The 20580-nt window shown below is 73.4% G+C and carries 24 protein-coding genes; 17 read left to right on the top strand and 7 right to left on the bottom strand.

The window, feature by feature from the left end:
- Positions 1-24: 24 nt before the first annotated feature.
- A complete protein-coding gene (locus tag ACZ6H8_RS13330; protein WP_464147359.1) occupies positions 25-741 on the bottom strand; it encodes a VIT1/CCC1 transporter family protein in 717 nt (238 codons plus the stop codon).
- Between the two features lie 74 nt (positions 742-815).
- Positions 816-1085, bottom strand: a complete 270-nt coding sequence (locus ACZ6H8_RS13335; protein WP_464147361.1) for a hypothetical protein — start codon at positions 1083-1085, stop codon at positions 816-818.
- Positions 1086-1270: 185 nt separating this feature from the next.
- On the opposite strand from ACZ6H8_RS13335, the gene ACZ6H8_RS13340 reads away from it, so the two are divergent.
- The gene (locus ACZ6H8_RS13340; protein ID WP_464147362.1) at positions 1271-1663 is read left to right on the top strand and encodes a nuclear transport factor 2 family protein; all 393 of its coding nucleotides are present in this window, start codon (positions 1271-1273) and stop codon (positions 1661-1663) included.
- 69 nt (positions 1664-1732) lie between these two features.
- Here the strand turns inward: ACZ6H8_RS13340 and ACZ6H8_RS13345 are convergent, their stop codons facing one another.
- Positions 1733-2443, bottom strand: coding sequence for a GOLPH3/VPS74 family protein (locus ACZ6H8_RS13345; protein ID WP_464147363.1), 711 nt, complete (start codon positions 2441-2443; stop codon positions 1733-1735).
- A gap of 181 nt (positions 2444-2624) precedes the next feature.
- Here ACZ6H8_RS13345 and ACZ6H8_RS13350 point away from each other — a divergent pair, with 181 nt between their 5' ends.
- The 4 genes from ACZ6H8_RS13350 to ACZ6H8_RS13365 all read left to right on the top strand — a co-directional run bounded on the left by ACZ6H8_RS13350 (position 2625) and on the right by ACZ6H8_RS13365 (position 6561).
- Complete coding sequence (locus ACZ6H8_RS13350; protein ID WP_464147365.1) at positions 2625-3899, top strand: anion permease; 1275 nt, start codon at positions 2625-2627, stop codon at positions 3897-3899.
- Positions 3896-4123: a hypothetical protein gene (locus tag ACZ6H8_RS13355; protein WP_464147366.1), complete on the top strand. Its 228-nt coding sequence runs from the start codon at positions 3896-3898 to the stop codon at positions 4121-4123. Before ACZ6H8_RS13350 ends, ACZ6H8_RS13355 begins: the two co-directional genes overlap by 4 nt.
- A gap of 165 nt (positions 4124-4288) precedes the next feature.
- Positions 4289-4897 (top strand): HhH-GPD-type base excision DNA repair protein, encoded by a 609-nt coding sequence (locus tag ACZ6H8_RS13360; protein ID WP_464147367.1) that lies wholly within the window; start codon positions 4289-4291, stop codon positions 4895-4897.
- On the top strand, positions 4894-6561 hold the full coding sequence (locus ACZ6H8_RS13365) for a class I SAM-dependent methyltransferase (protein ID WP_464147368.1): 1668 nt from the start codon (positions 4894-4896) through the stop codon (positions 6559-6561). The genes ACZ6H8_RS13360 and ACZ6H8_RS13365 overlap by 4 nt, the downstream gene beginning before the upstream one ends.
- Before the next feature lie 112 nt (positions 6562-6673).
- Here ACZ6H8_RS13365 and ACZ6H8_RS13370 read toward each other — a convergent pair whose 3' ends face one another.
- Positions 6674-7360, bottom strand: a complete 687-nt coding sequence (locus tag ACZ6H8_RS13370) for an NUDIX hydrolase (protein WP_464147369.1) — start codon at positions 7358-7360, stop codon at positions 6674-6676.
- 82 nt (positions 7361-7442) lie between these two features.
- Here ACZ6H8_RS13370 and ACZ6H8_RS13375 point away from each other — a divergent pair, with 82 nt between their 5' ends.
- The 9 genes from ACZ6H8_RS13375 to ACZ6H8_RS13415 all read left to right on the top strand — a co-directional run bounded on the left by ACZ6H8_RS13375 (position 7443) and on the right by ACZ6H8_RS13415 (position 14463).
- Entirely contained in the window at positions 7443-8465 is a 1023-nt protein-coding gene (locus ACZ6H8_RS13375) for an SPFH domain-containing protein (RefSeq protein ID WP_464147371.1), read from the top strand.
- A gap of 1 nt (position 8466) precedes the next feature.
- Positions 8467-9354, top strand: a complete 888-nt coding sequence (locus ACZ6H8_RS13380) for a hypothetical protein (RefSeq protein WP_464147372.1) — start codon at positions 8467-8469, stop codon at positions 9352-9354.
- 112 nt (positions 9355-9466) lie between these two features.
- Entirely contained in the window at positions 9467-9907 is a 441-nt protein-coding gene (locus tag ACZ6H8_RS13385; RefSeq protein ID WP_464147374.1) for a MarR family winged helix-turn-helix transcriptional regulator, read from the top strand.
- 63 nt (positions 9908-9970) lie between these two features.
- A complete protein-coding gene (locus tag ACZ6H8_RS13390) occupies positions 9971-11311 on the top strand; it encodes an MFS transporter (RefSeq protein WP_464147375.1) in 1341 nt (446 codons plus the stop codon).
- A gap of 109 nt (positions 11312-11420) precedes the next feature.
- Complete coding sequence (locus tag ACZ6H8_RS13395) at positions 11421-11714, top strand: hypothetical protein (RefSeq protein ID WP_464147377.1); 294 nt, start codon at positions 11421-11423, stop codon at positions 11712-11714.
- A gap of 36 nt (positions 11715-11750) precedes the next feature.
- The gene (locus tag ACZ6H8_RS13400) at positions 11751-12080 is read left to right on the top strand and encodes a DUF7882 family protein (RefSeq protein WP_464147378.1); all 330 of its coding nucleotides are present in this window, start codon (positions 11751-11753) and stop codon (positions 12078-12080) included.
- 132 nt (positions 12081-12212) lie between these two features.
- Positions 12213-12515: a hypothetical protein gene (locus ACZ6H8_RS13405; RefSeq protein WP_464147379.1), complete on the top strand. Its 303-nt coding sequence runs from the start codon at positions 12213-12215 to the stop codon at positions 12513-12515.
- Entirely contained in the window at positions 12512-12814 is a 303-nt protein-coding gene (locus ACZ6H8_RS13410; RefSeq protein WP_464147380.1) for a hypothetical protein, read from the top strand. The genes ACZ6H8_RS13405 and ACZ6H8_RS13410 overlap by 4 nt, the downstream gene beginning before the upstream one ends.
- A complete protein-coding gene (locus ACZ6H8_RS13415) occupies positions 12811-14463 on the top strand; it encodes a hypothetical protein (RefSeq protein WP_464147381.1) in 1653 nt (550 codons plus the stop codon). Before ACZ6H8_RS13410 ends, ACZ6H8_RS13415 begins: the two co-directional genes overlap by 4 nt.
- 13 nt (positions 14464-14476) lie before the next feature.
- Here the strand turns inward: ACZ6H8_RS13415 and ACZ6H8_RS13420 are convergent, their stop codons facing one another.
- From ACZ6H8_RS13420 to ACZ6H8_RS13430, 3 genes are all read right to left on the bottom strand, one after another.
- Positions 14477-15118, bottom strand: a complete 642-nt coding sequence (locus ACZ6H8_RS13420; RefSeq protein WP_464147382.1) for a hypothetical protein — start codon at positions 15116-15118, stop codon at positions 14477-14479.
- A 75-nt stretch (positions 15119-15193) separates the two neighbouring features.
- Entirely contained in the window at positions 15194-15949 is a 756-nt protein-coding gene (locus tag ACZ6H8_RS13425) for a fructosamine kinase family protein (RefSeq protein ID WP_464147383.1), read from the bottom strand.
- 51 nt (positions 15950-16000) lie between these two features.
- Positions 16001-17071, bottom strand: a complete 1071-nt coding sequence (locus ACZ6H8_RS13430) for a winged helix DNA-binding domain-containing protein (RefSeq protein WP_464147384.1) — start codon at positions 17069-17071, stop codon at positions 16001-16003.
- 152 nt (positions 17072-17223) lie between these two features.
- Here ACZ6H8_RS13430 and hemB point away from each other — a divergent pair, with 152 nt between their 5' ends.
- From hemB to ACZ6H8_RS13445, 3 genes are all read left to right on the top strand, one after another.
- Positions 17224-18201, top strand: a complete 978-nt coding sequence (gene hemB / locus ACZ6H8_RS13435) for a porphobilinogen synthase (RefSeq protein ID WP_464147385.1) — start codon at positions 17224-17226, stop codon at positions 18199-18201.
- 127 nt (positions 18202-18328) lie between these two features.
- Positions 18329-19645: a glutamate-1-semialdehyde 2,1-aminomutase gene (gene hemL / locus ACZ6H8_RS13440; RefSeq protein ID WP_464147386.1), complete on the top strand. Its 1317-nt coding sequence runs from the start codon at positions 18329-18331 to the stop codon at positions 19643-19645.
- Between the two features lie 116 nt (positions 19646-19761).
- The gene (locus ACZ6H8_RS13445; RefSeq protein WP_464147387.1) at positions 19762-20415 is read left to right on the top strand and encodes a hypothetical protein; all 654 of its coding nucleotides are present in this window, start codon (positions 19762-19764) and stop codon (positions 20413-20415) included.
- Positions 20416-20580 lie beyond the last annotated feature (165 nt).

Here is a 20580-nt window from a genome sequence, read left to right on the forward strand (position 1 = left end):
GGCGGCGGCGGAGGGCGGTGGCGGCTACCCGACGCCCGCGACGCCCAGCAGCGAGCCGATGCCGTAGGTGACGGCGAGCGCGACGGCACCTCCGACGAGCACGCGCACCGTCGCGGCCCGCCACGGCGCCCCGCCCAGGCGCGCACCGAGCGCGCCCGTGACGCCGAGCGCCAGCAGCACGACGACGATCGCGACCGGCACGCGCACGTCGGTCGGCGCGAGCATGATGGCCGCGAGGGGCAGCGCGCCGCCGATCGTGAAGGCCACGAGCGATGCGCCCGCCGCCTGCCACGGGCTCGTGACCGTCTGCTCGTCGATGCCGAGCTCGAGCGACAGGTGCGCGGCGAGCGCGTCGTGCTCGGTCATGCGCGTCGCCACGAGCGTCGCGGTGTCGTGGTCGAGCCCACGCTCCTCCCACAGCCCGACGAGCTCGGCGAGCTCGCCCTCCGGGTCCTCCTCGAGCTCGCGCCGCTCGAGCTCGATGAGCGCGCGCTCGCCGTCGCGCTGGCTCGACACCGACACGTACTCGCCGAGCGCCATCGAGATGGCGCCGCCTGCGAGCGCGGCGACGCCGGCGGTGAGCAGCGGTCCCGACTGCGTCGTGACGCCCGCGACGCCCACGAGCACCGCCGCGACCGACACGATGCCGTCGTTCGCGCCCAGCACCCCTGCGCGCAGCCTGCTCAGCCTGCTGAGCCATCCCTCGTCGTGCGGCTCGTGCCGTGCATGCGTGGCGCTCATGCCGCGATCCAAGCATGCGACGACGGGGCCGGTCGCGCGATGCGACCGGCCCCGTCATGCGTGCGGCGCGGCGGCTACCAGATGACGCCTCCGCCGATCGAGATGCCGCCCCACGTGAGAGCGATGAAGATCGCGGCGAACACGACGGGCGCGATGCCCTTGCCGCCGCGGGCGAGGCCCTTGAAGAGGCCGATGACGGCGAGCACCGCGGCGACGACCGAGAGGCCGCCGCCGAGGATGAGGCCGATGAAGAGCGGGATGGGCATGAGCAGCAACCCCGCGAGCCCGATCCAGAAGGCGAACCAGGCCGTGGGGTTCGCACGGCGAGCGGTGGTGGAGGTCATGCATCCATGGTGCGCTGCCAACCTTGCCGCGACCCTGGGATGCGGGGCCGGTTCGCGGAGGGCGCAGCGGGTCGGACGCACGCTCCAGCGGCGCATCGCGCACGCGGCGCGGCCGCTGCGCGACGTGCGTGGGTAGCCTCGGGGCGCGGGCGACGGCGCCCGCACCATCGAGCGAAGGAGCCCGGATGCCCATCTCGACCGAGCGGTCCAAGGAGATCGTGCTCGCGTTCTACGAGCGCTACAACGCCCGCGACGTCGAGGGGGCGATGGCGTTCCTCGGCGACGTGTACACGCAGCACAACCCGTGGGTGTCCGATGGTCCGGAGGGGTTCCGCCGCTTCGTGACGTTCCTGCGCGACCGCTTCCCCGACGGGCGCAACGAGGTCAAGCGCGTCATCGCGGAGCACGACCTCGTCATGCTGCACGTGCATTCGCACCGCGTGCCAGGCGACGTCGGCAGGGCGATCATGGACGTCTTCCGCGTCGACGAGCACGACCGCATCGTCGAGCACTGGGACGTCGTGCAGCCGATCGACGACCCGATCTACCCGCCGATCAACGACAACGGGTACTTCTAGCCGCGGCTCCCCGCGCGGTCTCGGCGCGCACGACCCGAGTCGACCGAGGGCGTGCGAGCGCAGGCGGCCCTACGACGAGGTCGCGAGGAAGATCGGCACGCTCGTCGCGGCGAGCATCGCCACCTGCACCTCCTCGACGGCCGTGCGGAGCGCCTCGCTCGACCACGAGCCGAGCGCGAGCGCGTCGGCTCGGGCCTGCAGCGACGCCTCGTCGAGGTCGGGGAAGACCTTCGGCAGCGCCTTCGCGCCGTGCAGCAGCGCGAGCGCGGCGACGAGGTGCTCGTCGGTGGCGACGGGCTCCTCGCCCTGCAGCAGCGCGCGGGCACGCGCCTGCAGCGCATCCTCGCGCTCGGTGCGCGCGCCGCGCTCCCAACGCTCTGCCCATGCGATGCCGAGCCACCTCGTCTCGGCGTGCGCGAGCTCGCCGTCGGCGACGAGCTCGCCCAGCAGCTCGGCGCGCAGGCGCTCGGCGGGTGCCTTCTTGCCAGCCCAGCCCACGACGCGGCCGATCGCATCCTTGGGCGTGCGACCCTCCGCATGCTCGACGAACGCCTCGAGTCGTGGCTCGACGACGGTCGTCGACGACACGAACCGACCCGGCTTCGTGCCGCTCGGCTCGCCCTCGGCTGCGATGCGCAGCCTGCCGCGCACGACGAGCTCGGCGAGCCCGGCGCCGCCGATCGTCTGCAGCAGCGTCGTGCCGTCGAGCACGGGCTTGCCCGTCGCGTCGTCGAGCGCGAGCAGCAGCACGGTCTCTGGGATGGTCGCCTGGATGTCCATGGCAGCGACGCTACGGACGGCGCCCGGGCCGCGCATCCACCACGCGGTGGACGACGCCTGGCGGAGGCTCGAGCCACCCGTCGCGACGAGCGGGCTCGTGCCGCGCGGACGACGACGTGCGGCGTGCGATGCAGCCGTTCGACGCATCTCATCGCGATCGAGGTCGACAGGAGGTGAACGGATGGTGAATGATCGACTCTCGATGCAGGAGCTCGCGATCCTCGTGATCGTCGTGCTCGTGGCGCTGGCGTTCGACTTCACGAACGGCTTCCACGACACGGCGAACGCCATGGCACCCTCGGTGGCGACCGGTGCCCTCAAGCCGAAGGTCGCCGTCGCCCTCTCGGCGTCCCTCAACCTCGTCGGCGCGATGCTGTCGATCGAGGTCGCCCGCACCGTCGGATCCGGCATCGTCGACCTCACGGGCGTCGACGGCGAGAGCCTCATGCTCATCGTGCTGTGCGGACTGACCGGCGCGATCGTGTGGAACGTGCTGACGTGGCTGTTCGGCCTGCCGTCGTCGTCGAGCCACTCGCTGTTCGGCGGACTCATCGGCGCGACGATCGCCGCGCTCGGCATCACGGGCGTGCTGTGGGGAGGCGTGGCGCAGAAGATCCTCATCCCCGCGCTCCTCGCGCCGCTCATCGCGGGCCTCGTCGCGTTCACGGGCACGTGGATCGTGCACCGCGTCACGCGGCGCATCTCGCAGCGGACCGAGCAGCGCGGGTTCCGATGGGGGCAGATCGGCGCCGCGTCGCTCATGTCGCTCGCCCACGGCACGAACGATGCGCAGAAGACGATGGGCGTGATCTTCCTCGCGCTCGTCGCCCACGGCTCGCTCGATCCCGACGCCGACATGCCGCTGTGGATCCGCGTCGTGTGCGCGCTCGCGATCGCCGCCGGCACCTACATGGGCGGCTGGCGGGTCATCCGTACGCTCGGCAAGGGCATCGTCGACATCTCGCCGAGGCAGGGCATGTCGGCCGACTTCTCGAGCGCGTCGATCATCCTCACCTCCAGCCATCTCGGGCTGCCGCTGTCGACGACGCACGTCGCATCCGGATCCGTCATCGGCTCGGGCATGGCCCGCACCGACGCGACGGTGCGGTGGTCGGTCGCGCGCAAGATGCTGCTCGCGTGGATCGTGACGCTGCCTGCCGCCGGCGCGATGGGGGCGGCGTGCTTCCTCGTCGCGGGGCTCTTCGGGCATCTGTGGGGAGCGATCGTCATCACGACGCTGCTCGTCGTGGCGTGCGCGGCGATGTGGCTGCGCTCGCGGGCGTCGCACGTCGACCACGCGAACGTCGGCGCCGATTGGGATGCGATGCCCAAGGACGAGCGCAAGGAGGCCAAGCGCGAGCGCAAGAAGGCGATCGACCGCGAGCTGTCGACGGTCGCGTCCGGCATCGCGCCGGTCGCGAAGCCACGCAAGCGCCGCCGGGACGGGGGCTCGTGATGTTCGACCTCGAGGCGCTCCTGACGTCGATCGTGTCGGTGCTCGTCGTCGGCCTGCTGCTGGGTGCGGGCATCCCCACGATCTACGCGATCGGGGCGAGGCAGCTCGAGCAGTCGGCGCCGCGCAACCGCGTGCTGGGCTGGACGGCGATGGCCGTGTGCGTGGTGCTGGCGGCGATGGGCATCGTGCTCATCGTCTTCGGCAAGGCGTTGTTCGGCATCTGACGCGCTGGAGCCGCCCCTCCTCCCGTTGCGAGGTGCGCTTCTCCAACTGAGGTGCGTCTTGCACCGCACCTCGAATGGAATGGCGCACCTCGCAACGGGAAGCGCACCTCGCAACGGGTGGGCGGCGGGCTCCCACGACGCGAGGGGATGTGATGTGCTGAGCGCATGACCCACGCGCTGCACATCACGGGCGACGACGCCGCCGACCGTCTCCTCTCCGACGACCCGTTCGCACTCCTCACGGGCATGCTGCTCGACCAGCAGATCACGATGGAGGCGGCGTTCGCGGGCCCCGCGAAGCTGCACGACCGCATCGGCGACCTCGACCCGGCGCGCATCGCGGGCATGGAGGAGGGCGCGTTCAAGGAGGTCATGGCCGAGCGCCCGGCCGTGCACCGCTTCCCGGGCTCGATGGCAGGTCGCGTGCAGGCCCTCGCGCGCGCCGTCGTCGACGAGTGGGATGGCGACGCATCCGCGATCTGGACCCGAGGCGAGCCCGACGGCGCCGAGGTGCTGCGCAGGCTGCAGGCGCTGCCGGGCTTCGGCGACCAGAAGGCGCGCATCTTCCTCGCGCTGCTGGGCAAGCAGCGCGGCTTCGGCGGCGCGGGCTGGCGGGATGCGGCGGGCGCGTACGGCGAGGCGGGCGCGTACCGCTCCGTCGCCGACATCGTGGATGCCGACTCCCTGCAGCGTGTGCGCGCCACGAAGCAGGCGGCGAAGGCCGCCGCGAAGGCGAAGCAGGGCCAGGCGACGCCGAAGGCCTCGAAGGCGTGAGCGCTGAGCCCCTCGCGCCGCTCGACCAGCAGGTGCCGGCGGCACCCGTCGACGCGGAGGCGCCGACGACGCACCCGGCAGACGATGCCGTCGTCACGCCGCATCCCGCCTCCGCGCCGTCGATGGTGATCGTGCCCGGCAGGCATCACCTGCTGACGTCGTTCCAGGTCGCGGCCCTGCGCAGGCTGCTCGCGGGGGAGGAGCGCGACGAGGCGGGCGTGCCGATCGCGCTCGCTGCCGACGCGGTCGTCGTCTGGGCGGTGACGAGCGCGAACCGGGCCTCGACACGTCGCAACCCGTTCCCCGGGCATCGGCGCGAGGCGGCGATCGAGATCCTCGCGCACGTCGAGGGCATCCCGTCGGTCGTGGTGCCCGTGGTCGACGTGCCGCCGACGCCGCGGTTCGCGGCGCTCACGCTGAAGGCGATCGAGCATGCGACGGCGAGCAGGCTGGTGCCCACCCCCGAGTCGGCGATCGTCGCATGCTCGACCGAGGCGGTCGCCGCGATGTACCGAGACCTCGGCTACCGCATCGCACCGCTCGAGGCGGGCACGCACGAGGCCAGGCCGTGGCAGCTGCTCGACGCGCTCATGGCGTCGCAGCCCGGTGACGAGTCGTGGCGCGAGGGCGTGCACGCGGCGAGCCTCGACATCGTCGACCGCTACGGCCTCGACGCGCTCGCTCGCATGGTCGCCGCCGATCCCGTCGTCGGTGACGAGGGCGGGCTGACCGAGACGCGCGACTACCGCTCCTACAGTCGGTCGTTCGAGGCGGCGGCGGAGCGCAAGTGGGCGCAGGCGCGACCGTTCGTCGTGCCGGGCCGCATCGTCGACGTCGGATGCGCGACGGGCGGCATGCTCGAGCTCGCCGCCCGCGAGCCGGCGCTCGCGGAGTCGGACCTCATCGGCATCGAGGTCGCCGCGCCCCTCTACGACGAGTGCGTGCACAAGCTGTCGCAGGGTGCGTTCGCGAATCCGAGCACGTTCTTCTACCGCCGCAACATCATGGCCGGCGCGCTCTTCCCCGACCGGTCGATCGCGACGACGCTGACGTTCGCGCTCACGCACGAGATCGTGTCGTACGGCGAGGGCATGCCGTCGCTCGAGCGATTCGCGGAGGCGATCGCCGAGCAGACGCAGCCTGGTGGCGTGTGGATCAACTCCGACGTGTGCGGGCCGGCCGACCTCGAGCGTCCCGTGCGGCTGCGGTTCGCCGACGGCGACGTGCGCACGCCCGCGCGGGCCCTCTCGGGCACGAACGCCGAGGTGGAGGCGGCGCTCGAGGCGCTGCCCGTCGGCTCGCGCGTCGCGCAGTTCGCGCAGGACTTCCGTGCCGCGAGCGGCAGCCCCTGGGCGTACGACGTCGTCGACGAGCGCACGATCGCGCTCGCGCAGGGCGATGCGATGGAGCTCATGACGAAGGTGCACTACACGGGCAACTGGCTCTCGGAGATGCACGAGCGCTTCTGCGCACTGTCGTGGGGCGACTGGGTCCGGCTCGTGGAGCGTGCAGGCCTCGAGGTCGACGAGCGATCGGGGCCGTGGCGCAACGAGTGGATGGTGGAGCACCGCTTCGACCCCGACGCGACCCTGCTGGATGCCGGTGGCGCCCCCATCCCCTGGCCCGACACCCACGTGCTCCTGGTCGCCCGCCGCCCCCACTGACGCCGGCCCCGCCCTGCGCGCCGCACTTCTGAGGTTCTCGGCCCAATCTGACCTCAGATTGGGCCGAAAACCTCAGAGGTTCGGTGGCTGGAAGCGGGGGAAACGGGGCCGGTCATGCCTGCGCGCGCGTGAAGGGCGGATGCAGCGTGTCGACGGGGCCTCGGCGGAAGAGGCGGGCGGGGCGGCCCGCGCCCTCGGCGACGGTGCCGCCCGTCGGCTCGACGAAGCCTGGCGTGCCCGTGACCTTCCGGTGGAAGTTGCGGGGGTCGATCGCGACGCCCCACACGGCCTCGTACACGGCGCGCAGCTGCGCGACCGTGAACTCCGGCGGGCAGAACGCGGCAGCGAGCGACGAGTACTCGAGCTTCGCCCGCGCGCGCTCGAGCCCGTCGGCGACGATGCTGGCGTGGTCGAACGCGAGGGGCACGTCGTCGGCGACCACGGCATCCATGGGCCACCAGCGGGCACCCGCGGCGTCGGAGCCAGCTGCCGGCTCGTCGAGGTCAGGGGCGAGCGCGAGCCATGCGACGGTCACGACGTGCCCGCGCGGGTCGCGGCCCGGAGCGCCGTAGGTGCGCAGCTGCTCGAGGTGGATGCCGTGCGCGACGCCGGTCTCCTCGGCGAGCTCGCGGTACGCGGCGGCCTCGAGGTCCTCGTCGGCGAGCACGAAGCCGCCTGGCAGCGCCCATGCTCCCGCGAAGGGCTCCACGCCCCGCTCGACGAGGAGGACGTGCAGCGCGCGGTCGCGGATCGTCAGCACGACGAGGTCGACCGTCACGCTCGCGGAGGGGATGGGCACGAGCCGAGCCTACCCATCTCGTCACCTTGACGACAAACGCGTCCGGAGTTATCGTCGAAATGACGACAACAAGGAGGACGCCATGGCCACCATCACCCGCATCCCGGTGCTGCGGCACTGCAGCACCGGTCCCACGGCATTCGTGCAGCACATGACGAACGGCGCCGTCCGGCACGCAGGTGCCGGGCAGTCGTTCTGGTTCCGCACGATCGACGCCACGATCAGCGAGGTGCCGCTCGACGACCGCGAGCTGCCCGTGCTCGTGACGCTGCGCACCGACGACCTGCAGCAGCTCACGGCACCTGCCACCGTCACGTTCCGCGTCGCGGATCCCGAGCTCGCCGCGCGGCGCATCGACTTCTCCATCGACCTCGGCACGGGCGTGTGGCTCGAGCAGCCGCTCGAGGCCATCGCCGCGATGCTGCACGGCGCGACGGCCTCCGCCGTCGTGGCCCTGCTGGGAGCGGACCCGCTCGAGCGGGCACTGCGCACCGACCCGGCGGCCCTCGGTCGTCGGGTCACGCAGGCGCTGCTCGCCGATGCGCGCATCGCCGCGGTCGGGCTCGAGGTCGTCGGCGTGCGCTTCGGGCTCCTGCGGCCCGAGCCCGACGTCGAGCGCGCGATGCAGACGCCGGCGCGCGAGCGCATCCAGCAGGACGCCGACAAGGCCACCTTCGCCCGCCGCGCGCTCGCGGTCGAACGCGAGGCGGCGATCGGCGAGAACGAGCTCGCGAACCAGATCGAGCTCGCCAGACGGCAGGAGGATCTCATCGCCACGCGAGGCGCCAACGCGCGTCGCGAGGCGGAGGAGGCTGCCGCGGCGGGCGCGATCGCGGCGGATGCGGACGCCGCGAAGGTGCGCACGGTCGCCGAGGCGCGAGCCGACGCCGACCGGGCGCTCGGCGAGGCGAAGGCTGCGGGTGAGCGCGCGAGGCTCGACGCCTACCGCGACGTCGCGCCCGAGGTGCTCACGGCGCTGGCGCTGCAGCAGCTCGCAGGCAGCCTGCCGTCGATCGAGCGCCTCACCATCACCCCCGACCTGCTGACCGACCTGCTCGGCGGGCTCGCGTCCGGCGGCGCCGCCGCGACGACGAGCGGGCGCTGACATGCCCTCCCCCCGCGTCGTCGTCGTGCGGCGCGCCACCGAGCGCGACGAGCTCGTCGCAGCCCACGGCACGCTCGGGCAGGCCGGATTCTTCCTGTCGACGCGTGGGCAGTCGCTCGAGCCCGTCGAGCGGCGCCACCTGGCGACGACCGCTGCGCTCGACGCCGTCGCCGCAGCGGTGCCCGCCGACTGGCGTCGAGCGTCCGTCGAGCGCGCCGAGCTGCCGCGCTTCGTCTTCGAGCCCGCCGACGTCGTGGTCGTCGTCGGGCAGGACGGTCTCGTCGCGAACGCCGCGAAGTACCTCGGCCGGCAGCCGGTGATCGGCATCGACCCGCTGCCGGGCGCGAACGCCGGCGTGCTCGTGCCGCATGCGCCCGCCGACGCCGCCCGGCTCATCCGCGGCGCGGTGGATGCCTCCGCGCCCGTGGACGAGCGAGCGATGGTCGAGGTGCGCGTCGACGACGGCCAGGCCCTCGTGGCGCTCAACGAGGTCTTCATCGGGCAGGTCGGGCACCAGTCGGCCCGCTACGCGCTCGAGGTCTGCGGCGCCACGGAGCGGCAGTCGTCCTCGGGCGTCATCGTCTCGAGCGGCACGGGGGCGACCGGATGGTGCCGCTCGATCGCCCGCATCCAGGCGCCATCCCTCGTCCTGCCGACGCCGACGGAGCAGGCGCTCGCGTGGTTCGCGCGTGAGCCGTGGCCGTCGCCGTCGACGGGTGCCGACCTCGTGGCGGGTCGCATCGAGGGGGATGCCGCGCTCGCGCTGCGCATCGAGTCCGATGCGCTCGTCGCGTTCGGCGACGGCATCGAGGCCGACCGGCTGCAGCTCTCGTGGGGCCAGCGCATCGAGGTGCGCGTCGCGGCCCGCACCCTCCGCACCCTGCGCTGACGCGCGATGACCGGTGACCGTTGCACCTCCGAGGGCACGTTCGAGGTGGAGCAGCGACCGGTCGTGACGAGGCCGGCTGGACGAATGCATATGTGCGTTATATAATGGATGCATGCAACAGCAGGAGGTCGCGCGCCTGAGCGCCGCGCTCGAGCGCATCACACGGCTCGTGCGCGCTGCGGATCTGCCAGGCGGGCTCTCGTCCGTCGCAGCCTCGACGCTCTACGCGCTCGTGATCGACGGGCCCTCGCGCCTCACGGCGCTCGCCGCGGCCGAGCACGTGACGCAGCCCGCGATGACGCAGCTCGTGCAGCGCCTCGAGCGCGACGGGCTCGTCGAGCGCCTCGCCGACCCGGCCGACGGTCGCGCCGTGCTCGTCACGATCACCGATGCCGGGGCCACGCTGTCGGCCGCGCGACGCGCGGCCCGCGCCGACGCGCTCGCCGCCGTGCTCGACGGCCTCGACGCCGACGAGCGCAGCGCGCTCGCCGGTGCGGTCCCCGCGCTCGAGCGGCTCGCCGCAGCACCCGCCGCCCCCGCGTCCGCGCGGTAGCCACCGCATCCACGCCCCGGCGCCTCTCGCGACGCCGTCGCATCGCTCGAGAGGAGTCCACCCATGCACGCCACCACGACCCGAACCGGCCAGGCGGGTACCGCCCACGCGCAGGGCGCCAGCATCCTGCACCAGCCGAAGGCCGTGTGGGCCGTCGCGTTCGCGTGCGTCATCTCGTTCATGGGCATCGGCTTCGTCGACCCGATCCTCCCGGCGATCGGCGAGCAGATGCACGCGAGCCATGCGGAGGTCGAGCTGCTGTTCACGAGCTACCTGCTCGTCACGGCGGTCGCGATGCTCGGCACGGGGTGGGTGTCGAGCCGCATCGGCGGCAAGCGCACCCTCATCCTCGGCCTCGTGATCATCGTGGTGTTCGCGGCCCTCGCGAGCCTGTCGCCGTCCATCGGCGCGATGGTCGGCTTCCGCGCCGGCTGGGGTCTCGGCAACGCGCTGTTCATCGCGACGAGCCTCGCCGTGATCGTCGGCTCGGCCACCGGTGGCGTGCCAGGTGCCATCGCGATCTACGAGGCGGCGATGGGCATCGGCATCGCCGTCGGCCCGCTGCTGGGCGGCATCCTCGGCTCCGCAGGCTGGCAGTTGCCGTTCCTCGGGGTCGCAGGCCTCATGGTCGTCGGCCTCGTCGGCACGATGCTCTTCGTGCCGAACACGCCCACGTCGGCGCGCCGGCTGCCGCTCTCGGCCCCGCTCAAGGCGCTCCGGCACCGCGGGCTGCTCATCCTCAGCCTCGTCGCGCTGCTGTACAACTGGGCGTTCTTCACGGTGCTCGCCTACGCGCCGCTCATCCTCGGCTTCGACGCGATCGCGCTCGGTCTCGTGTTCTTCGGCTGGGGTCTGCTCGTCGCGCTCTTCGCCGTCGTCGTCGCGCCGCGCCTCGAGCGCCGCTTCGGGCTCGTGCCCGTGCTGATCGGCGCGTTCGTGCTCATGGCCGTCGACCTCGCGGCGATGGCGATCTGGACGGACGTCGCCGCGGTCCTCGTCGCGACCGTCATCGTCTCCGGCATCTGCTCCGGCCTCAACAACACGCTCGTCACGCAGGCGGTCATGCAGGTGGCGCCCGTCGAGCGGCCGGTGGCGAGCGCCGCGTACTCCTTCGTGCGGTTCTTCGGTGGCGGCCTCGCACCGTTCGTCGCGGGCATCGTGGGCACGGCCATCAGCGTGCACGTGCCGTTCTGGATCGCCGTGGTCGCGATCGTGGGAGCCATCGTGCTGCTCGTCGCATCCGGGCACCGCGTCGCCGACGCCGTCGCCGCCGCGGAGGCGGCCGACGAGGAGGTGCTGCCGGCCGTCGCGGGCGACGCGCCCGCGGAGCCCGTGGTGCTCGTCGACGCCGCGCTCGACGAGGATGCCAGCGCGATCCGCGCCGCGGAGCGCGCGCACCGCTGAGGCTGGTCTCACCTTTCGCCCCGGGCCGCAACTGTGCACCGAGGGGCTTGCGGCCCGGCGCCCGGGGGCGCAGCGTGGTCGCAGGGACGACGAGCGGGAGGAGATGGCGATGCGGTCGATCATGTACGCAGGGCAGGCGGTCACGTCGTCGGACACCGTCGCCATCGAGCTGCTCGCCTACGCGAAGTCGCTCGCCTCGCACGGAGCCGTCGACGTCGTGTCGATCCCGATCGTCGCGGAGGGCGGCGCGGAGTCGTTCGACATGCTGGTGGGAACCGGCATCGCGATCGGCGTCGGACCGGTGGCGGATCCGCTCACCGACGTCGTCGGCGCCGATCTCGCCATCGAGGACCTGCGGGAGCGGCAGGCGCGACTCGCGGGCTCGGAGCTCGGCGAGGCGTAGCGGCCGGTATCGTCGCCGTCGAAGGACGGAGGCGACGTGGGTGATCTCTTCTACGGTGCTGCGCGCGCACGCGTGCACATGGACGACCGCACGCTCGCGCACGTGAGCGCGGTCATCACCGCGAAGCTGCGGCGCAGCGAGCCGTTCCTCCTGTCGTGGCGCGATGCCGACGCGATCGGCGACGGCAGCTCGTCGGTGTGGATCCACCAGTCATGCGACCTGCACTACGCGTACGACTCCTCCGAGCACGTCGATCTCGACCGCGCTCTGCTCGAGCGCATGTCGAAGGCGTCGTCGTCGCCGCAGGGCCTCGTGGTCGACGCCGCGACGCTGCTCGAGCCCGCCGACGACGAGGGTGCGCCGTAGCCCGAGCCGTCACGGCGACGACGCCGCGCCATGACGACGCCGTCGTGCCCGTCGCACCGGATCCTCTCCGCACCTTGCCACGGCGCATCCAGCCGCGCCTGCGAGGGTCGAGGCGGGTGAGGGGAGACGACGGTGACCGACGGAGTCCAGATCGACGAGGGGGCTGTCGATGCCGTGGTCGTCGCGGTGCAGGCACGCGCGACGACGTGGGGCGAGCAGGCCGACGGCCTGACGATCGACGGCGTCGGCGACGGCGTGGACGACCTCGTGGCTGGGTCCGTGGCGACGTGGCGAGCCGAGCTCGAGACGGCGAGCGAGGCCATGGGTCTCGCAGGCGACCGCGTGCGCACCGACGCCGACGCGTTCCTCGCGCTCGACGCGGGCATGGCGGCGCCGACCGGTCTCGCCGGCCCGAACGCGCCGAGGCCGGTGTGACCGCGCCCGTCGCCCTCGGCCGATCCGAGGAGCCGCTGCGCATCGCGCGCGACGCCATGCTGCTGCGGGACGCACGCGTGGGATGGGCCACCGTGCACCGCCTCGCGGTCGTCGTGCGCCTCGCGGGCGTCCGGCCCGTGCTCGACCTCGGCAGCGCCGTCGTCGACGGACCGAAGGAGGGCATGGACGCGTGCCGCACGGTCCTGCAGGGGCTCGTCGAGCACCGGGCGCCGCATGACGCCCTGCTGCGCATCGCGCGCGTCCTGCGCTCGGTGAGCGTGCGGGTGGCGGCGTCGTGACGCTCCAGCAGCAGCACGACACCTGCGACGAGCGCATCCGCACCATCGACGACATGCGATGGCTGCTGCCGACCTCGCCGCGCGCTGCCGACGTCCTCAGCGCCTCGGGTTCGCTCAGCGACCTCGCGTCGACGTGGACGGGCAGCCACATCGCGCGCCCCTCAGGGTCGCCGGACGCCGTCGAGGCGTCTGCCGAGCGTCTCGAGAGCCTGCGCGACGACCTCGACGCCGTCGCGCTCGAGCTCGAGACGCGGGCGACGGAGGTCGAGGCTGCGATGGATGCCGACGCCGGACGCGCCTCCGCAGTGCGCCTGCGCGCGATGGGCGACCTCGCCACGCTCGAGGCGAGCGGCCTGCGCGTGCTCGCGGCCGGCGTTCGCGACTACGCCGAGTCGCTCGCCGACGCACGCGACGACGTGGCACGCGCCGCGGGCGACGTGTGGGCAGCGCGCCATGCCGCGTCGTCGGTGGACGTCCCCGAGAGCTATGACGCCGACTGGACCGACGCGGAGTGCCAGGCCGGCATCGCCGCGATCGACGGCGTGTACGCCGATGCCGCCGAGGCGCTCGGCGGCGTCCGCGACGCGCTCGCGAATCAGATCGAGGCGGAGGCGCTGCTCGGCTACGCCGTCAGCGACGCGAACGGCTACGCGCGTCTGGCAGCGCTGCCGACGTCGCCGAGCACGACGTCGCTCGACGCCGTGCTCGCCCTCGTCGACGGCATCGGCGATCCCGATCGAGCAGTGGTCTCGGATGCGGAGTGGGCCGCGTACGTCGCGGCGCGCGACGAGCTCTCCGACGCCGAGCGGGCTCGACTCGACGCGGCGCTGGAGGACGCGGGCTCCGCGACGGCGCGGCAGATCATCGTGTCGGCGCTCGCGACGGATGCGGGACTCGATGCCACGCTCGCGCTCGCCGACCGACTCGAGACCATGACCGACAGCGAGGTCGCGGCGGTCGCCGGCATCGGGCTGCCAGACGCGGGCGGCGGCGTCGCAGGCGACGGCGTCGACGTGCTGCTGCCGGACGGCACGCGCGTCGAGCAGCAGACGGACACGACGTGCGGGTCGGCGAGCCTCCTGATGCTCGCGGCGCAGCGCGACCCGTTCCTCGCCCTGCTGCTGTCGCAGGGCGAGGTCATCGGCGACCACATCCCCGCCTACCTCGAGGGCATCCCGCTCATCGACGCGATCGCCGACGCGGACCTGACGTCGGCGGAGCGGCTCGAGTACCTCGAGACGCAGGTGCGCATCCAGACCAACCAGTTCACCTTCTGGCCCGGCTCGGCCGTCGGCTCCGCCCCGTGGGGCTACGGCGACGAGGTCGCAGACGTGCTCGGCACCGAGGTCGACTTCGACTACAGCCTGCTCGGGCCGCACGGCGATGCGCAGGCCCTCGTGGACGGGGCGATCGCAGCGGTCGACGACGGCACGCCCGTGCCGTTCCTCGTCGGGCCGGAGGGCACCGACGTGCCGCGGCACTACGTGCTGCTCGTCGGGCACTCCGGGGGCGAGCTGCAGTTCTACGAGCCGGGCTCCGGGCAGCTGCACACCATCGCCATCGACGACGCGGTCGCAGGCGACGGCGGCTGGACGGCCGCGTTCGGCGGCTGGTCGTCGATCTACGGCGCCGCGATCCCGACGGGGTGACGCTCGCGATCGATCACGGCAGCGGCACCATCCTGCCGAGCTCGGGCTCGGAGCCGGACGCCGTCGCCTCCGTCGGTGGCGCCACCCCATCGATGCACGACGGCTCGTCGAGCGCGTCGAGCCCCCAGGGGTCGTCGCGCTCGTCGTGGTACGGCGCGTAGGCGGTCGCCCGCACCACCTCGTCGGCACCGACCTGCACCGCGACGGCCGCGGTCGAGCCGTCGTCGAGCGTGGCGCTCGCGACGAGGTCGACCGTGCCGAGGTCGCCGGCGCCTGCGGGAGGCGCGCAGGCGATCCACGCGGCGACCCACCCCTGCTGCGCCATCTCGCCGAGCACTGCGCGCGCGGTCGGGAGGGTTCGGCTCCACGCCTCGCCGAGCGCCGCGTCGGCGGGCGTGGCAGCTGGCAGCGGTGCCTCCGTGCGCACCGAGCCGCGATAGGCGAGCACCGCCGACGATGGCGCGGCTGCCTCCGCCTCCTCGGCCACCCAGGCAGCCTCGAGCGCAGACGCGTCGAACGGCGGCGCCGCCACGAGCGAGGCGAGTCGCGCGGCGTCGACGTCGGTCGGCTCGGATCGCTCGCTCGAGCAGGCGCTCAGGCCCAGCGCGAACGTCAGCGCGCCGACGATCGCGATCGACTGGCGAGAGCTGGGCACGGTGGGAGGGTAGCCGCACCGGCTGGACGGTCGCCACGGCACCGCGTCCGCGCGTGCCCGTCGCGGCTGGGGCCGTCAGGCGTAGCGGCGAGCGACGGCGGCCAGCTCGGCCCCGTACGACGGCCCATGCGAGGCGGCGTGCACCGCGAGCGGATGCAGCTGGTGCAGGCCGAGGAGGTCGCGCCAGCCCGGCGCGAGGCCGGCGGCCTCTGCGTGCGCGTCGAGCACGACGTCGAGGTGCGGCAGCCCGAACAGCGCGAGCATCGCGAGGTCGGTGAGCGGATGCCCGCCATGCGCGGCGGGGTCGATGAGGGCGGCGCCGTCGGGGGTCCAGAGCACGTTGCCGCTCCACAGGTCGCCATGGATGCGCGCGGGCGGTCGTTCGTCGTCGAACGCGCCGGCCGCGATGCGGTCGCAGACGGACTCGACGACCGCCGCATCGGCGGCCCCCAGGTGGCCGGCGTCGACGGCGGCGCGCACGAACGGACGGATGCGCTGCTCGGCGAACCCCGCTCCCCACGTCGCCGTGGGCGTCATGCCCTGGCGCTGGCGACCGATCCAACCCTCGCCTGCGCGGCCCGGCGGCGGTGCGTGCCAGGCGTCGGCGCCGGCTGCGTGCGTCGCGGCGAGGGCGCGGCCGAACGCCTCGGCGTGCGCGCGCGTGGGGCGCGCGGACTCGAGCGCCTCGAGCTCGATCGTCACGCCCTCGTGCCGCAGCACGCGCACGACGCGTGCGCCCCCAGCATCCTCGGCCTCCGCGAGCCACTCCAGGCTCGCGACCTCCCATGCTGCGGCGTCGGCGCCCCAGCGCACCTGCTTCGTGAACGGCATCCCACCATGGTCGCGCATCGTCGATCGCTGCTGCCGACCGGTCGCTCGAGGTCAGTCCAGCGTCGCCGGCGCCCCGTGCGCCGCGCCGTACGCACGCACCGCGCGTCGCAGCGCCGGCTCGCGGCGAGCGGGGAGCGGCACCCACGCATCCGTCGTCATCTCGATGCCGGCGGCGCGCTGCGTGCGCCGCCACGTGCCCGACACGGCCCCGTCGACGAGGATCGCCGGCAGGAACATGCCGTTCGAGCCCGGCGCGATGCGCTCGAGCGGCTCGCCGCGCAGCGTGAGCGACCGGTCGGCGTAGCCGAGCACGAGCTCGTCGAACGGCGCGACGAGGTGCACGCCGCCGGCAGGCTCGAGGCCCGGCGCGTGCAGGTACGTCGTGCCGTCGACGTCGATCGCATCGAGGCGATGCCGCACCTCCTCGACGCCGCGGCGCGCATCCGCCACCGTGAGCCCCGCCCACCACGCGAGGTCGCGCACGGTCGCAGGGCCGTGCGACGTCAGGTACCGCACAGCCACCTCGGCGAGCGCCTCGTCGCCGACGAGCACGCGCGGCGCTCGCACCCACGCGTCGTGCAGCGCGTAGTCGGTGCGGCTCACCATGACGACGTGCCCGTGCCTGGCGAGCCAGCCGAGGATGTGCGGGCCGCGCTGGGCGTGCACGGGCTGTCCGGCGGCGACGAGCGCGTCGAGCAGCGACTGCCGCGACGCGGGCCCCGCCTCGAGCACGCCCTCGACGACGGCGCGGCAGCGGGTGAGGGCGTCGTCGTCGAGCCCCAGCTGCTCGCGCATGCGCGTCGCGTCTCGGCGGTCGACGCGGTCGGCGGTGAGCGTCGCGAGCCAGCGGACGTCCTCGGCGCGCGTCCAGTGCAGCGTGCCGCGCATGGGCCACGACCGCACGATGGCGCCGGCTGCCTGCGCGGCCTCGACGTCGGCGACCGTCGTCCCGGCTGCGCTGCGGTGCGCGACCGCCCACAGCGAGCCGAACCAGTCCTGCGCCTGCATCGACAGCATGCGCCCCACGGCGTCGGCGGGGGAGGCGGCGGGCTCGGCGAGCAGCTGCGCGCGCACGCGCATGCCGAGCAGCCGTCGCTCGTCGGCGGAGAGCCTGCGCACCATGCGCCCAGCATGCCCTGCCCCTCCGACTCGGCGTCGTCGCACCCTGACGGCCGCCGTCGCACGCGATCGCGTGCATCTCGCGTGCACCAGCGACCGGTCCGCTCAGCGCGAAGGGCCATCGACGACGCGCGCCCCGCGCGTAGGCTGGATGCGTGAGTCCTACGATCCGTCCTCGCAGGCTCCGACGCACCCCTGCGCTCCGCCGCCTCGTGGCCGAGACCCGCGTGCATCCGAGCCAGCTCATCCTGCCCATGTTCGTCGCCGACGGGCTGACCGAGCCGCGCCCGATCGGCAGCATGCCGGGCGTCGTGCAGCACACGATCGACTCGGCGAGCCGCGCGGTCGAGCAGGCCATCGAGGCCGGCGTCGGCGGCGTCATGCTCTTCGGCGTGCCGAAGGACGAGGACAAGGATGCGACGGGCTCGGCCGGCATCGATCCGGACGGCATCCTCAACCGCGCCACCGCAGCCCTCGACGCGCGCTTCGGCGACGCCACCGTCATCCAGACCGACCTGTGCCTCGACGAGTTCACCGACCACGGCCACTGCGGCGTGCTCGACGAGTGGGGCGGCATCGACAACGACGAGACCCTCGAGCGCTACGCCGAGATGGCGATCGCCCAGGTCGATGCGGGCTCGGCGATGGTGGGCCTCAGCGGCATGATGGACGGCCAGGTCGCGTTCGTGCGCGACGCGCTCGACGACGCCGGCTACGAGGACGCGGCGATCCTCGCGTACGCGGCGAAGTACGCATCCGCCCTCTACGGCCCGTTCCGCGAGGCCGTCGGCTCGAGCCTGCAGGGCGATCGCCGCACGTACCAGCAGGATCCGGCGAACGCTCGCGAGGGTGTGCGCGAGGCGGCGCTCGACGAGGCCGAGGGTGCCGACGTGCTCATGGTGAAGCCCGCGTCGTTCTACCTCGACGTGCTGCGCGACGTCGCCGACGAGGCGCAGGTGCCCGTGTGGGCGTACCAGGTCTCGGGCGAGTACGCGATGGTCGAGGCGGCGGCGGCGAACGGCTGGATCGACCGCGACCGCGCGATCGCCGAGTCGGTGACGTCGATCGTGCGCGCCGGTGCCGACGCCGTGCTCACGTACTGGGCGGTCGAGCTGGCCGACGCGCTGCGCTGACCGCATCCCGCCCTGGTTTGCGTTTTGCAGGCGATCCGGGGTGGCGGAGGGAAGATACCCCTCTGACCCCCATGATCACCTGCAAAACGCAACGCACGACGACGACGCAGACCAGCAGGGACCGAGCATGACCGAGCAGCAGACCACGACCGACGCCCTCTTCGACCGCGCGAAGGCGGCGATCCCCGGCGGCGTGAACTCGCCGGTGCGCGCGTTCGGCTCGGTCGGCGGCACGCCGCGCTTCATCCGCAGCGCGCAGGGGCCGTACGTCACCGACGTCGAGGGCGTCGAGCGCGTCGACCTCGTGGCGTCGTGGGGGCCTGCGCTGCTGGGGCATGCGCATCCCGCGATCGTGCAGGCCGTGCAGGAGGCCGCCTCGCGCGGCCTGTCGTTCGGCGCCCCGACGGGCGCGGAGGTCGACCTCGCCGAAGAGATCACACGCCGCGTGCCGATCGCCGAGCGCGTGCGCCTGGTGTCGACGGGCACCGAGGCGACCATGACGGCCATCCGCCTCGCGCGCGGCGCCACGGGCCGCGACCTGCTCATCAAGTTCGACGGGCACTACCACGGGCACTCGGATGCGCTGCTCGTCGCGGCAGGGTCGGGGCTCGCGACGCTCGCGATGCCCGGCTCCTCCGGCATCCCCGACGCCGTCGCGCAGACGACGATCGTGCTGCCCTACGACGACGAGACTGCTGTCGAGGCGGCGTTCGCCGAGCACGGCGACCGCGTCGCGGCGATCATCGTCGAGGCGGCGCCCGCGAACATCGGGCTCATCGCCCCGCGACCCGGCTTCCACGCGTTCCTCGCACGAACGGCGCACGCGCACGGTGCGCTGCTCATCTCCGACGAGGTGCTCACGGGCTTCCGCGTGCACCCGTCGGGCATGTGGGGCATCGAGGGCACGGCGGGCGACGAGGCACCCGACATCCTCACGTTCGGCAAGGTGGTCGGCGGCGGCATGCCGCTCGCGGCGCTCGGCGGCAGGCGCGAGGTCATGGACCTGCTGGCGCCGCTCGGTCCCGTCTACCAGGCGGGCACGCTCTCGGGGAATCCGCTCGCGGTCGCCGCGGGTCTCACGCAGCTGCGCCTCGCCGACGACGCCGTGTACGCGCGGCTCGACGAGGTGGCGGATGCCATCACGGCTGGGCTCTCGGATGCGCTGGGCGCCGAGGGCGTCGAGCACGCGATCCCGCGCGTCGGCAGCCTCTTCTCGCTCGCGTTCGCCGCATCCGCACCGCGCACGTACGAGGATGCGAAGCGCCAGGCGACGTTCCGGCACGCGCCGTTCTTCCACGCGATGCTCGACGGCGGCGTCGCGTTGCCGCCGAGCCTGTTCGAGTCGTGGTTCGTGACGGCCGCGCACGACGACGCGGCGATCGAGCGCGTGCTCGCGGCGCTGCCGGCCGCGGCGCGCGCTGCCGCCATGGCGCAGCCCGCGTAGTCGAGGGCGGCGTCCTCGACGCGGCGATCGTGCCAGGAGGCAGGGTCGTGGCCCGCTGTCAGCAGCCGCGTCGCGAACTCCCAGGTTCGCGACATCGCACCGCATAGCGTCGACTCGTGCAGCTCGACACCACCACCTGGACCCGCCGCCTCGACATGCGTCAGCCGGTGCGCGACCGCCGCGGCTACATCGCCACACGCACCGTCGTCTCGATCGTCTTCGGCGCCGTGACCCTCGTGGGCGCCGTGATCCTCTTCACGGGCGTCATCGAGGGTCTCGCCGCCATGGGGGCGTTCATCGTGCTGATCGTGACGTTCTTCGTCTCGATCATCGCGCTCATCCAACGCGGCAACGCGGCCGGCATCGCGAGGCTGCAGGGCGACGACCTCATCGTGGCCGTCGTGCTCGACGAGGGCGTCGTCGTGCAGGGCGGCCTGCCGATCGCGTGGAACGAGGTGACGAAGGTGCAGGTGAGCCGTGTGCGTCGCGGCGGTCGCGGCGTCTCCGGCGCCGCGACGCGCGCGATGATGCAGGCGGATGGCGTGTCGGGCGTGTGGACGACCGTGAGCCTCGAGCTGCGCGACTGGCAGCCGATCCAGGCGCGCGCGACGACGAAGGCCATGGCGACGACGCTCACGCGGCCTCTCGTGGGGCTGCCGGCGTCGGCGCTCATCAACCTCGGCACGCTGCCCGAGACCGACGTGCAGCAGGTGCTCGCCGCGATCGCGCAGCAGGCGCAGCGCCACGGCATCCCGGTCGACGCGCTCTGAGCGCGACGCGCGCCGAGCCGCGCGCCGTCGAGCCGTGGGCGGTCGAGCCGTGGGCGGTCGAGCCGTGCGCGGTCGAGCCGTGCGTCGTCAAGCCCTGCGTCGCCGGTCGGATGCGGGCGTAGCGTCCGAGCCATGAGTGCCACCGATGCCACCCACCCCTCCCAG

The organism is Agrococcus sp. AC640b (genome assembly GCF_979255995.1).